The following is a 13755-nucleotide window of genomic DNA, read 5'->3' as shown; positions in this document are numbered from 1 at the left end:
AGCGGATACCGCCGCGCCACTGTCGTGAACGAGGATCTTCGGCCGTGGCGCGGCGAACAGTTTGGCTTCTGGCAGTGGGTGTCCTCGTCCTGCTCGCGATCATCGTGATCGTGCCGGAGCTGCAGTACCCGGCCCTGCCGAGCGCCGACGTCGCGTTGCAGCAGGCCCAGGGACAGCTGCGGAACAACGCACGCTCGATCCTGCTGCAAGCCGTCGCCGGGCTGCTGGTGGTGCTCGGAGCCACGGCGACCTGGTACCAGGTCAGGGTCAACAGGGACGGCCAGATCACCGATCGGTACAGCCGGGCGATCGAGCACCTCGGCAGCGACAACGTGGACGTCCGGATCGGTGGCCTCTACGTGCTGGAGCGGATCGCGAACAACTCCGCGGAGGACCGCAGGTTCATCCAGCTGACCATCGGCAGCTTCCTGCGCAACCAGTCCCCCTGGCCGGTCGGATCGCCGGACGGACCGGAACACCCGACGCCGGCCGTCGACCGGGCTCTGCCGTGGCTGCGGATCCGCGCGTCGGACGTCCAGACCGCGCTGGCTGTTCTCTCTCGTCAGCCGAAGGCTCGCGAAGCGCCGCCGGTGAACCTCTCGCGGGTGGACCTGCGCAGTGCCTACCTGGAGAACGGCGACCTGAGCCAGGCGGAGATCCGCTGGTCCAATTTGGCCAGGGCACGGTTGCGGGGCACGCGCCTGGACGGCTGCGACCTCCACCGCACCGATCTCCGGCTGGCCGATCTGGAGCGCGTGAGCTTGCGAGAAGCCTCTCTGCGCAACGCTTACCTCGAAGGTGCCGACCTGCGCGGCGCCGACCTGACCGACGCGGACCTCCGTGGGGCGGACATGCGAGCGCTCCACCTGGACGAAGCAGTCCTCGACGGCGCCCGCGTCGACGGCAAGACGATCTGGCCGACCGGTTTCGCCCGATTTGGTGTCTCTGCGTCACTGTTCAGTGACTGAGACAACCTCACGTCCGGGAACAACACGCTGACGGCATTCCCTTGAACAGTTCGTAGCCCTACGAATCGTTCCAAGGGAGCCCGAAGTGAGCTTGCTCTTCTCCCCACTGACCCTGCGCTCGGTCACGCTGCCCAACCGCATCGCGGTCAGCCCGATGTGCCAGTACTCGGTGACGAAGGAAGACGGCGTGCCGACCGACTGGCACCTCGTCCACCTGGGCTCCCGCGCGGTCGGTGGCGCCGGCCTGGTCATCGCCGAGGCCACGGCGGTCACACCGGAGGGCCGCATCTCGGCGCAGGACGTCGGCATCTGGAACGACGAGCAGGTCGCGGCCTGGCAGCGCGTCACGGCGTTCATCAAGGACCAGGGCTCGGTGCCCGGCATCCAGCTCGCGCACGCCGGTCGCAAGGCCTTCGGTGACTGGGTTCCGGTCGCGCCGACCACAGAGCCGTTCCCCGGTCTTAACACGCCGGAGAAGCTCGAAAACCACACTGAAGTCGTGAAGGCCTTCGTCGAGGGTGCCCTCCGCGCACTGGAAGCGGGCTTCGAGGTCCTCGAGATCCACGCCGCGCACGGCTACCTGCTCCACGAGTACTACTCGCCGCTCACGAACGAGGGCAGCATCGAGGAACGCATCGCCGTGCCAGTCGAGGTCACCGCCGCCGTGCGGGCAGCGGTCGGCCCGGAGGTGCCGGTGATCGTCAGGATCAGCGGCTCCGACTGGGTCGACAACGGCTGGACTGCCGACGACAGCGTTGTGCTGGCACTGGCGCTCAAGGCCGCGGGCGCGGACCTGATCGACGTGTCCAGCGGTGGCAACACCGCGCAGGCGGACATCCCGATCGGGCCCGGCTACCAGGTGCCGCTCGCCGAAGCGGTGCGACACAAGGCAGACGTGCCCACGGGTGCGGTCGGCCTGATCACCGGGGCGAAGCAGGCCGAACAAGTGTTGACGGACGGATCCGCTGACCTGGTGCTGCTCGCGCGCGAACTGCTCCGCGACCCGTACTGGCCGCTGCACGCGGCTCAGGAGTTGGGTGTGGAGGTCAATGCGCCGAGGCAGTACGCCAGGGCATTCTGAAAGCGCCCTCAGAGTTCAAGGGCTGGGCACCGATGATCCGGTTGCCCAACCCTTGAACTCTTCAGGCTGAATTCAGCGACGGTAGTCGTCGTAATCGTCGTACGGGTCGTCGCGTGGCTCATCGCCACCACTACTCCCGTTCGGCGACCTTTCGTCACCAGACAGCTCGCGCTGCAGCGCAGCGAAGTCGGTCTCATGAGAGCTGTATTTGAGCTCCCTGGCGACCTTCGTCTGCTTGGCCTTCGCTCGGCCGCGCCCCATGGCTCGACCCCCTCGCACAGGGACGGGGGCGGCCGGGGGAACGGCGGCCCCACTCGTCTCGACAACTAGTTCCTGGTAACTACCGTACCGTGCCGATGGGGTTCCTCGCGACGCGGTAGGCGTGACACGTACCGCCAAATCTCGCGGCCGCCCTCGCGTGGAAGGATGCACAGGTGCCCAGACCGTTCGTCGCCTACCTACGGGTGTACGAACCGTTATCGGTATTGGACGCACCGCTAGCGGACAAGGTGCGAAAAGCCCTGGAAAACGGCCCTGTGCCTCGCGCGGAGGTGGGCGACCGGGAACGCGAGCTGTGGTTGCGATCACAGTTGGGACAAAAGCTGCTTCCGGGCGAGTCGTTCGACGTGATGACGATCAGCCCCGCCGAGGTTCCGACCTCTGACGCCGCGCGTGTCGGCCCGGGACCGCTCGTCTGCCCCCTCGACCTCAGGGCGCGCTCCGCGGCGGCTCTGGTGGGCTTCCTGGCCTCCGCTCCGCCGATCCTTCAGGACGCGGCCCTCGACATTGCTCCCGAAACTGTCCGAGCGCGCGCGTCGGCCGTGATGGCAGAGCTCTCGGCAGGAGCCGTCCACGTCATCTCCACGACCTGGACCGTGCCGCTGCCGTGGTTCGCCCTGGTCGACCCGGCCCAGCGCCGCGTGGTGCTGGCCAGCGCCCAGGACGACCCGGAACGTCAGGTGTCGTGGCGCATCGCGATGGCCGACGCACGCCGGCGGGTCGCACGGGCGCTCAAGGTCGTGAAGAACGCGCTGGGCGACGAGGGGCCCGCCACGGTCCTCGCCGACACCGGCCGCTGGCTGGAGCACTTCCATCCGCACTCGGCCGTCGAGCTCGACTACGGCGGCCTGGTGCAGCTGCTGGAGGACAAGGACCTGCTGGAGGACACGTCGGCGGCGGACGTGAACGCCATCGTCGACGCGCTTGAGTCGGGCGACGCCGACGAGGTGGCGTTGCGCTACGAGACGCTGCGCGAGTTCTGGGGCGAGCTGGCCCGCAGGGAACGCCACGGCTGAAGCAGCACCCGAGCGGTCACGGCCGCCACTGCTGCCAGCACCATGGCAGCAGGCCACGCCACGTGCACCGCGACGAAGCTCGCGAGGAACGGCGTGGTCGCGGCGCTGAGGTAGTTCGCCGAGTTCTGCATGGCGATCGCGGTGGCGCTGCGGCCGTCCGGTGCGAGCTCACCGGCCTCGGTGACCGCGAGGCCGTTCCAGCACAGGGCGAACACACCGGTCGGGACCAGGATCGCCACCAGCACCGGCAACGGCGCCTGGTCCAGCGCGGCGACCAGCACGAACCCTGCCGCGGTGAGCACCGCGAGAATCTTCAACGGCCCGATGCGGCTGCGCACCCGGTCCGACCACACGCCGACCGCGAGTCGTCCGGCCCCGCCGAGCGCTTGGGCGACGGCGAAGACCGCTGCGGCCGCCGTGACGCTCATCCCGCGGTGTTCGTGCAGGAGGGGCACCAGCAGCGCGGTCGCGGTGAACTGGGGAACCACCAGCAGTCCGCTGGCGACCGACAGCCGCAGCAGCCTGGGGTCCCTGAGCACCAGACCGTGCTCGGAACTCGCCCGGACCGCGCCCGGTGGTTCCCGTACGAGCACCGCCACGGCGAGCGCCACGAACGCCGTGAAGCCGGCCAGCACGACGAACGCCGTGGGGACGCCCGCCGCGATCGCGATTCCGGGCAGGAAGGCGGCGGTCAGGGCTGCTCCGAGCGGGGTCGCCGTCTGGCGGACGCCCATCGCGAGACCGCGTGACCCCTGGCTGAACCAGGACATCACCGCCCGGCCGCTGGCCGCGTTGACGCTCGCTCCGAACAGTCCGGCGCCGAGCAGAGCGAGTCCGGCGATCCAGGCGTTGCCCAACGCCACGGCGAGCAGACACGCGGCGGCACCGAGGCCGCCGATGGTCATGACGAGCCGTTCACCGCGTCGGTCCGCGACGACTCCCCACGGCACGAGCGCGATCATCGTGCCCAGGTTGACGGCCCCCAGCAGCAGGCCGACCTGCGGCAACGTCAGGGAGAAGTGCTGTTGGAGCTGCGGGCTGATCGCGGGCAGGCCGAGGAACACGGCCGCGTTCGTGCCTTGCGCCAACGCTCCGATGCACAGCACGACCCAGCGATACCCCATGAGGGCACGCTAGGTCGGCTGCCCAGAAAGTGGAACGACCGTCCCAGAATGTGGGAGTCAGCTCTTCCTGCGGTGGTGTCCGCGCTCGGCCGCCAGCAGCTCGTCCACCGACGCGCTCCCGCGCTGGTAGCGCGAAGCGATCTCGGCGTTGAGCTTGTCCACGACCACCTGCACCTCGCGTCGCCGCACCGACACCGAGGCCTCTTCCGCGATGAAGATCTCCAACGCCTCGCCGAGGCGATCGTCGGACAACTTGCTCACGTCGGAGAGGTCCACGTCGGAGACAAGCGCCTCGACGTGCCGTTGGTGCGCATCAGCACGTGACGGCTCATGGGTCTGGTACCGGCCCAGACCGGTCGCCGGCCCAACAGCGTTCGTGGACAGGATCGTGGCCAGTTGCTCGACCACCGCCGAACCGCCGGAACTGCGGCGCTCCTGCTCCGCACGCACGATGTCGATCCGCGCGTGCAGCAGCCGCCGCAGGTAGGACAGGTCGGTCTCTTCCTGCGCTGCCTCGTCGCGGAGTTCGCGCACCTCGACGAGCGGGCGCTGCTCGACGCCCTCCGTGTAGTCGGGGGCGAGCACCCGGTCGATTCGGCGGCGCCCGCCAGGACGCACCTCGATCACGTGTCCATCCTGCGGTAGATCCTCCTCACCCGCCAACACATCCCATGCACCAAACTTGTCTCAAATGTGCACGCCCAGGAGCTTTCGCGTCTCATCTGGCGACAAAGCAGGCCGTTGCGCGATCTTCGCCAGGCCTGCTGCGCGCGCTACGAGCTGTGCGTTGTCCCGAACGGGCACACCACGTGAGTAGCTGATCGTGTCCTCCATACCCACTCGGAGGTGGCCACCCGCACCCAAAGCGGTGAACATCACCGGCAGCGTGGTCCGGCCGATCCCGGTGGCGGAGAAGGTTGCGCCGTCCGGCAGAGCGTTGACTGCGGCGACCAGCGTCGCGGCGTCTCCGGGCATGCCGCCGGGCACTCCCATGACGAAGTCGACGTGCACGTGACCGCCCGCGGGCAGGCCGTGCTGGTCCAGCAGGCGCTTCAACGACGCCAGCTGGCCGATGTCGAAGATCTCGTACTCCGGCACGATGCCGCGTTCCTGCATGCCCTTGTGCAGGGCGACGATGAACTCCCAGCGGTTCATGAACACGTCGTCGCCGAAGTTGACCGTGCCCATCGTGCAGGACGCCGAGTCCGGCATCGCTTCGAGCACGCGGAGCCGGTTCTCCTCAGGGTCGTGCACCGACCCGCCGGTCGAGAGCTGCACGACGAGGTTGGTCTCGGAGCGCAGAGCCTCGACGGTGGCCTTCAGGCGGCCGAGGTCCAGCGACGGCAAGGCGTCCTCGCCGCGGATGTGGACGTGGATCATCGCCGCGCCGACCTGCTCGCAGCTCTGGGCCGTCGAGACCAGCTCTTCCAGGGTCACTGGAAGCTGCGGGACGTCGGCTTTCGCGTGCTCCGCTCCGGTGGGAGCGACCGTGATGAGAGTGCCCAAGGACATGTCCCGGGACTCTAGGGGTTCATCCCCGCAGGTTGCGAACGGCTTCCCGGCCCAGACCAGGCGTGTCCGCCGGCACCGAGTCGGGGTCGATTCGTGCCTGAACCTCCCTTTCGGGAGCTCCGGCGACGAGGTCCGAGTCCACCGGCACAGACCGCTTGACCAGCGCCAACGCGATCGGGCCCAGCTCGTGGTGCAACACCACGCTGCCCACCCGGCCGACCGCGCGGCCGTCCAGGGTGACCGGGTCACCGGTCTCCGGCTGGCCGTCCGCAGAACCATCCAGGTGGAGTAGGAGCATCCGGCGCGGCGGGCGGCCCACGTTGTGGACCTTCGCGACCGTCTCCTGGCCCCGGTAGCAGCCCTTGTTCAGGTGCACGGCGGGGTCGATCAGGTTGACCTCGTGCGGGATCGTGCGCTCGTCGGTGTCGACGCCCTGGCGCGGCCGCAGCGCCTCGACCCGCAGGGCCTCGAACGCGAAGCTGCCAGCCGGACGCGCGCCCGCGTCAGTGATCCGCTGCCACCACTGCTCGCGGTCGGCGCGCGGCACCAGCAGGTCGAACGAATGCTGAAGTGGCCACGACGTCCGGCGCACGAACCCGTCACCGAGCGCGTCGACGCTGGTGGGCACGGGGATGCCGAGCTTCTCCAGGATCGCGGGAGCGTCCGGTCCGATGATCGACAGGAGCGCGAACTCGGCCGTGGCGTCGCGCGGCTCGACCTTGGACCAGAAGACCATCTTCTTCAGGTACGTCAGCAGGTCGTCGACCTTCTCGACGTCGAGGAACACCGTGCCGCCGACGTTCGCGACGACCATGTGGTGCTCCAGACGGCCCTGCGCGTCGAGGATCAGCGCCTCGGTCGAGGCACCCTCGCCCAGCTGTTCGAAGTGCTGGCTGGTGAGCTGGTGCAGCCACTTGAGCCGGTCCTCGCCCGGAATCGCGATCACACCGCGGTTGGAGCGGTCCACGACCACGACGGACCGCGCGGCCGAACGTTGCTCGGCGAACGGGTCTCCGTAGTGCCAGGCGACGCCGGCATCGATGGAATCGTCGGGCGGCGGGACGGCTCCGGGGAGGGTCACTCGGTCTCCTGCTCCTGCTTCAAACAGTCGCGGCACGTGCCGGACAGCGCGAGATGGCTTGCATCCAGTTCGAACCCGTCGCGCGCCCGCAATGTTCCGACCAGCGGGTCGAGAAGCTCACACGGGATCTCGTCGATCCGGCCGCAGACGTGGCACACCAGGTGCACGTGCTGGTGGTCGTCGACGGAGTAGCTCGGCGCGCCGTGGCCCAGGTGTGTGTGCCGCACCAGCCCGAGCCGGTCCAGCAGGTCGAGCGTGCGGTAGATGGTCGTGATGTTGACCGTCGGCGCCGTCTCCTGGACGCGCTGACAGATCTGCTCGGGCGTCGAGTGCTCGAGCGACCGAACCGCGTCCAGCACGAGCTGACGCTGCGGCGTCATCCGCATACCGCGGTCGTGCAGCGTTTTGCGCAGGCCTCTTGCGGTCTCCACGACACCGATGTTAGTAGGCTCGGTCCATGCGCGTGCTGGCACTGCTCGACGGAACCCTCGCTGACCCCGACTCGCCGCAGATCCGCGTCGACGACCTCGGACTCATGCGCGGTGACGGCGTGTTCGAAACGATCCTCGTGGTCGACGGGAAGCCCCGCGAACTCACGCCGCACCTGGACCGGCTGGACCGGTCCGCCGCCATGCTCGACATGCCCGCGCCGCCGCGCGCGGAGTTCGAGCGCGCCGTCGAGCTCGTCATCGGCAACTGGACCGGCGGCCGGGAGTTCGCCCTCAAGCTCGTCTACACCCGCGGCATCGAGGGTGGCGACGGCGTCGGCACCGGGTTCGCGCTCGGCATGGAGATCGGCGCGAAGGTGCTCAAGCAGCGCGCGGAGGGCCTGTCCGCGGTGACTCTGGACCGGGGCATCGAGCCGGACCTCGCCGACCGCGCGCCGTGGCTGCTGCTGGGCGCCAAGTCGTTGTCGTACGCGATCAACATGGCCGCGATCCGCGAGGCCGAGCGCCGCGGCGCCGTCGAGGTCATCTTCACGACCTCCAGCGGTTCGGTGCTCGAGGGCCCGACCTCCACGGTGATCCTGGTGCGCGGCAGGACGCTGGTGACGCCGCCGTCGAAGCTAGGCATCCTGCCCGGCACCACGCAGTACGCGCTGTTCCGCGCCGCCGAGCGCGCCGGCTGGACCGTGCTCGTGGAGCCGATCCAGACCGGCGAGCTCTACGACGCCGAGGGCGTGTTCCTCGCGTCCAGCGTCCGCAAGATCACGCGGGTGAACACGCTGGACGGCAAGCAGCTGCCCGACTCCTCAGCTCTTCTCACCGAACTCCAGGGCCTCTACGAGTCCGAGTACTGACGGGATGAAGGGCTCCTTCATCGACCTCAGGTGGATGAAGGAGCCCTTCATCGACCTCAGCGGAGGGCGGCGTCGACCGCGGCCAGCAACGGGCCGCGGTCACCCGACATCTCCCAGAACATCGCGCCCAGCAGGTTCTTCGACTTCAGCCACGCGGTCTTGCGCTGGATCGACCACGCGTCGTCGAAGGTCCACCACTGGTTGCCGGTGTAGCAGGACGTCGCCACGGCCACCTCGTCGTGGAAGACGGTGCAGTTCGGCACGGACGCGACGAGGTTGGCGTACCCGCGCGTGCCCGCCTCCTCCGGGAACTGGCCCGGCGCCGCCCCACCCGCTGGCTGCCACTCGCCGTTCTTGCCGCCGTTGGTCACGTTCTGCCAGCCGCGGCCGTAGAACGCGAGCCCGAGCGTGATCTTGCGCGACGGCACCCCGGCGTCGAGGTAGGCCTGCACCGTGCTCGCGACGTCGAAGTGGAACGGGTACGGGTCGTCCGGGTCCGGGTAGAGGTTGCCCTGGTGGCCGGTCCGGTTCGGCTCCCACGAGTTGTCGCTGCCGGAGCCGTGGAAGTCGTAGCCCTGGACGTTGAAGATGTCCATCGACTGCGCGACCCGGCCGAGCTCCCAGCCCGCCGCGATCTTGGCCGGGTCGGCAGGGGTGAAGGCGGTCAGCTGGTAGCGCTTGCCGGTCGTGGCGCCGTACGCGTCGATCTGCCGGCGGAACTCCTCGATCAACAGGCTGTTGTCGACCTTGTCCTGCGGGCCGAAGTGGTTGCCCGCGTGGCCTTCGGCGCCCGGCCACTCCCAGTCGAGGTCGAAGCCGTCGAAGATGCCCGCCGCGGTGCCGGGGCCGCCGGCACCGTTGTAGGTCGGCAGGTTGCCCTTGAGATAGACGTCGATGCAGGACGACACGAACTTCTTGCGCGCCGCGTCGGTCGCCGCGACGTCGGAGAAGTACTTCGAGTACGTCCAGCCGCCGAGCGAGATCAGCACCTTGAGGTTCGGGAACTTCGCCTTGAGCTTTTTGAGCTGGTTGTAGTTGCCGCGCAACGGTTCCCAGCCGCTGTCCGCGACCCCGTCGACGGACTGCGCCGCGCTCATCGGCCTGCTGTAGTCGGCTTCCGCGTCGCCCGCGCCGTCGCCCTGGTTCGGGTCCTGCGGGTTCGGGCTCGTGCCCTTCGTGACGCCGTGCAGACACGTCAGGTTGACCGGGTCGATGTTGCCGAACGCGTAGTTGACGTGCGTCAGCTTGGCGGCGTCCATGTCCTTCACGAAGTACTGGCGCCCGTAGATGCCCCACTGCACGAAGTACCCGACACGGGCGTACCCGCCGACGATGTCACTGGTGCGTTCGGTCAGGGCGTTGCTCGCCGCGGACACGTTGTCGTAGGTGTCGCGGGCCCTGACGGTGAAGGTGTAGCTCGTGGACGGCGCGAGGCCGCTCACTGTTGTCGAGGTGCCGGAGACCGTCGTCTTCACGGCCGTGCCCACGTAGACGTCGTAGTTCGCGACACCGCTGTTGTCGGTGGAAGCGTTCCACGCCAACGTGATGCTGCCCGCGTCCTTGGCGGTCGAGCGCAGATTGCCCGGTGCTGTCGGTGGGGTCGTGTCGTTGGCGGGATTGTTGGTCGTCACGCTGACGGCCGCGCTCGGCGCCGACTGCGTTCCCTTGGTGTCCTTGGCCCGCACCGTGAACGAATACGCGGTGTTCGGGTTGAGGCCGGTGATGATCGCGGACGTCGCGGTGCTGCTCGTCGCGAGGGTTGAGCCGGTGTAGACGTCGTAGCCCGCGATCGGCAGCGAACCCGCCGTGGAGGCGTTCCACTGCAGCGTCACCGTGCGCGTGGTCTTGCTCGGTGAGCTCAGACCCGTTGGGGCACTGGGCGGAGTGTCCGGCGCGCCGCTGCAGTTCGCGTTGTTGATGCGACAGGTCACCGGCTCCACGTTGGAGCTGATGGAGAACGTCGGGCTGTACGGCTCGGTGCTGCCACCCGCCGCGACGCTCTTGTTGTAGTGGGCAGGGGTGACGGTGACTTGGTTGCCGGACTGGCTGACGGTGCCGTTCTGGCCGTTGCTTACCGTCACGCCGTTGGGCAGCGTGAAGACGATCGACCAGTCGGAGATGGCCGCGGTGGTGTTGTTGCGCACGATGAACTTCGCCGTGCCGCCGGCCACCGAGTAGTCGGCGGTGACACCACTCGCGGGCGGCGCCGGATCACCGGTGCCGTCGCAGGCCATGTTGTTGATCGTGCAGGTGGTCGGGTCGGCCGCAGTGCTCAACGTGAACGTGGGGCTGTACGGCTCGGTGTCGCGTCCCGGCGGAAGATTGTTGATGTAGAAGGCCGGAGTGAGCGTCACTCTCGTGCCGTTCTGGGTGGTCGTCGCGTTCTGGGCGTTGCTGACGGTGACACCGGCCGGCAGGTCGAACTTGATCGACCACCCGTTGAGCGCGGTCGTGGACGCGTTGGCGACCACGAACTTGCCACTCGTGCCGGTGCGGGAGAAGGTCGCGGTGATGCCCGTGGCGGCCCGTGCGGGGACCGCCAGTGCGAGCACAGCGACCAAAACCGCTAGCAGGGCAGGGATTCGGCGCATGCGGAACTCCAGATTGGTAGAGGTCCGCGGCGGCCCGCCGGTTACGTTATTTGGTCTGGACCACTTACGTCAACGCTCTGGTCCTCAGCCGATCGGGCGGAACCGGACGCTCGTGCCGGGCCGAGCCTGGCCGAGAAACCGCAGGTGATCACAGTCGACGACGCCGATGACGGGGTAGCCACCGGTCGTCGGATGATCGTTCAGGAACACCACGGGCTGCCCGTCCGGCGGCACCTGGACCGCGCCGGTGATCATGCCCTCGCTGGGAATCTCCCCGTCACGACGATTCAGCTTCGTGCCCTGCAGCCGCGCGCCGACCCGGTTGCTGCGGTCGGACACGGTCCAGCTTCCTTGCCGCAGCTGGGTTTCCGCGTCGTCGAACCAGTCGTCGCGCGGGCCGAGTCTGATCGGGATGACCAACGTTTGCAGGGCCGGGTGAGGTGGCACCACGTCCGCGCCGTTCGCCGGATTCGGTGTGCCGAGCGTCAGGACGTCGTTGTCCCGCAACGGGTCTGGACCGATTCCGGAGAGCAGGTCGGTGGAGCGGCTGCCGAGTTCTTCTGGCGCCTGGACGCCACCGGAGATCGCCACGTACGTCCGCAGTCCGGTTTGGGGGGTGCCGATGTCGACGGTGGCGTTTTCGGGCAGGTGCAGAGGCTGGTGTGAGTCGGCGAGCCTGCCGTCGATGCGGACTTCGACGCTCGGTCCGGTGACGGCGATCGTGCAGGAGGCGTCGGCCCGGATGCGGGCACCGCCCAGCAGGAGTTCGAGCCCGGCCGCGGTTTCGTCGTTGCCGACGAGCCGGTTGGCCAGGGTCAGCGAGAGCGGGTCCACCGCGCCGGAGGGCGGGACGCCGAGGTGCGCGTTGCCCGGCCGGCCGAGGTCCTGGACCAGGGCCTGCGGACCGGTGCGGAGGATCGTGACGGTTCTGGTCATGCGATCACGAACCTGACCAGGTCGCCGGGCTGCAGCAGCGCCGGGACGTCGGCCTTCGGGTCGAACAGGGTGATCTCGGTGCGGCCGATCAGCCGCCAGCCGCCTGGTGTGGGCCTGGGATAGGCGGCGGTGAACTCACCCGCGATGCCGACCGAGCCCCGCGGGACCTTCGTGCGCGGGGAGTCGAGGCGCGGCTGCTGGAGGCTCGCGGGCAGGCCGGTCAGGTAGGCGAATCCAGGAGCGAAGCCGCAGAACGCCACCTCGTAGGTGGCCTCGGTGTGAAGCTTCACGACCCCGTCAGGCGTAGTTCCGGCTGCCTCGGCGACCAGGTCGAGGTCCGGGCCGTCGTAGACGACGGGGACGGTGATCTCGCGTGGGTGAGTTGCCGGCGCCTTGGTGAGGTCGATGTCCTTGAGGGCATCCCTGACCTGCGGGAGCGCGCCCTTGACCAGCACCGTTCGCGCGGCCGGCACCAGTTCCTCGATGCCGTGGATGCCCTGGAGGGCTGCGCGGACGGCCGCGACCTCGGTCAGCGAGTCGACCTCGACCAGGAGCGCATCGGTTCCGCAGCGCCGTAGCAGCATGAGCACATGCTACGGGGAATCGTGGGATTGTTGAACAATCCGACACGCCGGATTGTTCAACAATCCTTGGATCGAAGGCTGTTGAGCAATCGGGTGCGAACGATCGGCTGCGAACGAGCTAGCCGACGATGCGCTTGAGGTGTGCGGACGCGTGCGGCTGCAGCGGCTGGCCGACCATTGCGCGCTCCTCGACGTAGGCGAGGTCGCCGTTGTTGACGATGCCGTACAGACGTTGAGAGGCCTGGACGTCCTTGGCCGTGGCGGAGCGGATGATCGCGTCCGACTCGAACTCCCACGACGTCTGCGTGCGCACCTTGCCGTAGTACAGCTCGACGATGCCGGTGTTGTGCGTCAGCAGCAGCTCGATGGTGTCGTCTTGCTGCGGACGCCAGAAGCCTTGTTCTCTTGCCGCGGGGCGGATCACTTCGCCGGCCTCGTTGAGGAGCCAGGACCTCGCCTCGTAGATGAGGAACGGGCGGCCGTCGTGGGCGAAGGTGATCTGCTGGCCGAAGCGGAACGGGCCGTCGATCGTCGGGTAGACGATTTCGCCTTCGCCTCGCCAGACCCCTACCAGGGGGAGGACTCCCAGGAGGGCGTCGTTGAGGTCGGCGCCTTCGCGCAGGTTCGCCGTGTCGCCCGGGATGGGCATGTCGGAGAACTGCGGGAGGTTGCGCTCGCGCGTCGAGGCGGCTCGTTCTTCGGCCAGGCGGATGGCCTCGTCGCCGCTGCCTGGGGTGGGGGTGGTCGTCATCGCTGGTCGGAGTAGAGGCGGTAGACGACGTAGGCCGCGAACCACAGGACCGCGATTGTCACTAGGACCAGGAGTCCGGTGAAGATGTGTTCCACGGCGTAGAGGATATCTCGGCTGCTCAGACGCGGAACGTCCCGGTGGGCCACGCCACCGGGACGTTCATCACTCGTTCGTGAACGGCACGCGGGGACCCCGCGTTTCCCTCAAGGGCACGCGGGGCCCCCGCGTGACATCAGGCGACCGCGATTTCCACCGCGTGCACGCCTGGGCCGGACGCCGAGACGTCGGCCTGGCCGTTGCCGGTGCGGTGCAGTGCGCGGACGGTCCAGGTGCCGGGGGCCGCGAAGAAGCGGAAGTCGCCCTCCGGGGAGGAGACCACCTCTGCGGTGAACTCGCCGGTCGAGTCGAGCAGGCGCACGAAGGCGCCGCCGACCGGGGCGCCGTCCGAGAGGACCTTGCCCTCCAGGACCGTTTCTGTCGTGTCGGACTCGATGGTGCCGCCCTGGGCGGGCGCGCCGCAGCCGTTGGTCAT

General features: G+C 68.6%; 15 protein-coding genes. 4 read left to right on the top strand and 11 right to left on the bottom strand.

Translation table 11 applies throughout. From position 1 onward, the window contains the following. Window positions 1–74: 74 nt before the first annotated feature. On the top strand, window positions 75–968 hold the full coding sequence (locus B0F77_RS25745; protein ID WP_158102824.1) for a pentapeptide repeat-containing protein: 894 nt from the start codon (window positions 75–77) through the stop codon (window positions 966–968). Between the two features lie 85 nt (window positions 969–1053). Further along, on the top strand, window positions 1054–2049 hold the full coding sequence (locus B0F77_RS25740) for an NADH:flavin oxidoreductase/NADH oxidase (RefSeq protein ID WP_086665538.1): 996 nt from the start codon (window positions 1054–1056) through the stop codon (window positions 2047–2049). Between the two features lie 72 nt (window positions 2050–2121). Here the strand turns inward: B0F77_RS25740 and B0F77_RS25735 are convergent, their stop codons facing one another. Next, window positions 2122–2310 carry a DUF3073 domain-containing protein gene (locus B0F77_RS25735; protein ID WP_086665537.1) on the bottom strand — a complete coding sequence of 63 codons (189 nt, stop codon included), beginning with the start codon at window positions 2308–2310 and terminating at the stop codon, window positions 2122–2124. Window positions 2311–2483: 173 nt separating this feature from the next. Here B0F77_RS25735 and B0F77_RS25730 point away from each other — a divergent pair, with 173 nt between their 5' ends. Continuing rightward, complete coding sequence (locus tag B0F77_RS25730; RefSeq protein WP_086665536.1) at window positions 2484–3344, top strand: DUF8083 family protein; 861 nt, start codon at window positions 2484–2486, stop codon at window positions 3342–3344. On the opposite strand, the gene B0F77_RS25725 is transcribed toward B0F77_RS25730, so the two are convergent. From B0F77_RS25725 to B0F77_RS25705, 5 genes are read right to left on the bottom strand one after another with little or no spacing between them, the layout of a single operon-like run. After that, complete coding sequence (locus B0F77_RS25725; RefSeq protein ID WP_086665535.1) at window positions 3287–4468, bottom strand: MFS transporter; 1182 nt, start codon at window positions 4466–4468, stop codon at window positions 3287–3289. The genes B0F77_RS25730 and B0F77_RS25725 overlap by 58 nt on opposite strands. A gap of 57 nt (window positions 4469–4525) precedes the next feature. Beyond that, entirely contained in the window at window positions 4526–5095 is a 570-nt protein-coding gene (locus tag B0F77_RS25720; RefSeq protein WP_086665534.1) for an RsiG family protein, read from the bottom strand. 60 nt (window positions 5096–5155) lie between these two features. Then, entirely contained in the window at window positions 5156–5980 is an 825-nt protein-coding gene (locus tag B0F77_RS25715; RefSeq protein WP_086665533.1) for a beta-keto acid cleavage family enzyme, read from the bottom strand. 19 nt (window positions 5981–5999) lie between these two features. Then, on the bottom strand, window positions 6000–7061 hold the full coding sequence (ygfZ, locus tag B0F77_RS25710) for a CAF17-like 4Fe-4S cluster assembly/insertion protein YgfZ (RefSeq protein WP_086665532.1): 1062 nt from the start codon (window positions 7059–7061) through the stop codon (window positions 6000–6002). Next, a complete protein-coding gene (locus B0F77_RS25705) occupies window positions 7058–7447 on the bottom strand; it encodes a Fur family transcriptional regulator (protein ID WP_166049435.1) in 390 nt (129 codons plus the stop codon). Before B0F77_RS25705 ends, ygfZ begins: the two co-directional genes overlap by 4 nt. Window positions 7448–7518: 71 nt before the next feature. Between B0F77_RS25705 and B0F77_RS25700 the strand changes: the two genes are divergently transcribed. Continuing rightward, complete coding sequence (locus B0F77_RS25700) at window positions 7519–8361, top strand: aminodeoxychorismate lyase (protein ID WP_086665530.1); 843 nt, start codon at window positions 7519–7521, stop codon at window positions 8359–8361. 56 nt (window positions 8362–8417) lie between these two features. Here the strand turns inward: B0F77_RS25700 and B0F77_RS25695 are convergent, their stop codons facing one another. From B0F77_RS25695 to B0F77_RS25675, 5 genes are all read right to left on the bottom strand, one after another. After that, window positions 8418–10952: a glycosyl hydrolase family 18 protein gene (locus B0F77_RS25695; RefSeq protein WP_086665529.1), complete on the bottom strand. Its 2535-nt coding sequence runs from the start codon at window positions 10950–10952 to the stop codon at window positions 8418–8420. Window positions 10953–11036: 84 nt separating this feature from the next. After that, complete coding sequence (locus B0F77_RS25690) at window positions 11037–11888, bottom strand: 5-oxoprolinase subunit C family protein (protein WP_086665528.1); 852 nt, start codon at window positions 11886–11888, stop codon at window positions 11037–11039. Beyond that, window positions 11885–12472: a 5-oxoprolinase subunit PxpB gene (pxpB, locus tag B0F77_RS25685; RefSeq protein WP_086665591.1), complete on the bottom strand. Its 588-nt coding sequence runs from the start codon at window positions 12470–12472 to the stop codon at window positions 11885–11887. Before pxpB ends, B0F77_RS25690 begins: the two co-directional genes overlap by 4 nt. Before the next feature lie 118 nt (window positions 12473–12590). Then, on the bottom strand, window positions 12591–13223 hold the full coding sequence (locus B0F77_RS25680; RefSeq protein ID WP_086665527.1) for a heme-binding beta-barrel domain-containing protein: 633 nt from the start codon (window positions 13221–13223) through the stop codon (window positions 12591–12593). 232 nt (window positions 13224–13455) lie between these two features. Further along, on the bottom strand, window positions 13456–13755 hold the full coding sequence (locus B0F77_RS25675) for a DUF1416 domain-containing protein (RefSeq protein WP_086665526.1): 300 nt from the start codon (window positions 13753–13755) through the stop codon (window positions 13456–13458).

Source organism: Lentzea kentuckyensis (genome assembly GCF_002150765.1).
GTDB classification, from domain to species: domain Bacteria; phylum Actinomycetota; class Actinomycetes; order Mycobacteriales; family Pseudonocardiaceae; genus Lentzea; species Lentzea kentuckyensis.
This window is presented reverse-complemented; position numbering and strand designations above follow the sequence as displayed.

What these genes read in the sequence shown, in the direction of transcription:
- B0F77_RS25735 (WP_086665537.1), bottom strand. Translation starts at nt 2,310, where the DNA reads ATGGGGCGCGGCCGAGCGAAGGCCAAGCAGACGAAGGTCGCCAGGGAG.
- B0F77_RS25715 (WP_086665533.1), bottom strand. Translation starts at nt 5,980, where the DNA reads ATGTCCTTGGGCACTCTCATCACGGTCGCTCCCACCGGAGCGGAGCAC.
- pxpB (WP_086665591.1), bottom strand. Translation starts at nt 12,472, where the DNA reads ATGCTGCTACGGCGCTGCGGAACCGATGCGCTCCTGGTCGAGGTCGAC.
- B0F77_RS25705 (WP_166049435.1), bottom strand. Translation starts at nt 7,447, where the DNA reads ATGCGGATGACGCCGCAGCGTCAGCTCGTGCTGGACGCGGTTCGGTCG.
- B0F77_RS25675 (WP_086665526.1), bottom strand. Translation starts at nt 13,755, where the DNA reads ATGACCAACGGCTGCGGCGCGCCCGCCCAGGGCGGCACCATCGAGTCC.
- B0F77_RS25700 (WP_086665530.1), top strand. Translation starts at nt 7,519, where the DNA reads ATGCGCGTGCTGGCACTGCTCGACGGAACCCTCGCTGACCCCGACTCG.
- B0F77_RS25725 (WP_086665535.1), bottom strand. Translation starts at nt 4,468, where the DNA reads ATGGGGTATCGCTGGGTCGTGCTGTGCATCGGAGCGTTGGCGCAAGGC.
- B0F77_RS25680 (WP_086665527.1), bottom strand. Translation starts at nt 13,223, where the DNA reads ATGACGACCACCCCCACCCCAGGCAGCGGCGACGAGGCCATCCGCCTG.
- B0F77_RS25690 (WP_086665528.1), bottom strand. Translation starts at nt 11,888, where the DNA reads ATGACCAGAACCGTCACGATCCTCCGCACCGGTCCGCAGGCCCTGGTC.
- B0F77_RS25695 (WP_086665529.1), bottom strand. Translation starts at nt 10,952, where the DNA reads ATGCGCCGAATCCCTGCCCTGCTAGCGGTTTTGGTCGCTGTGCTCGCA.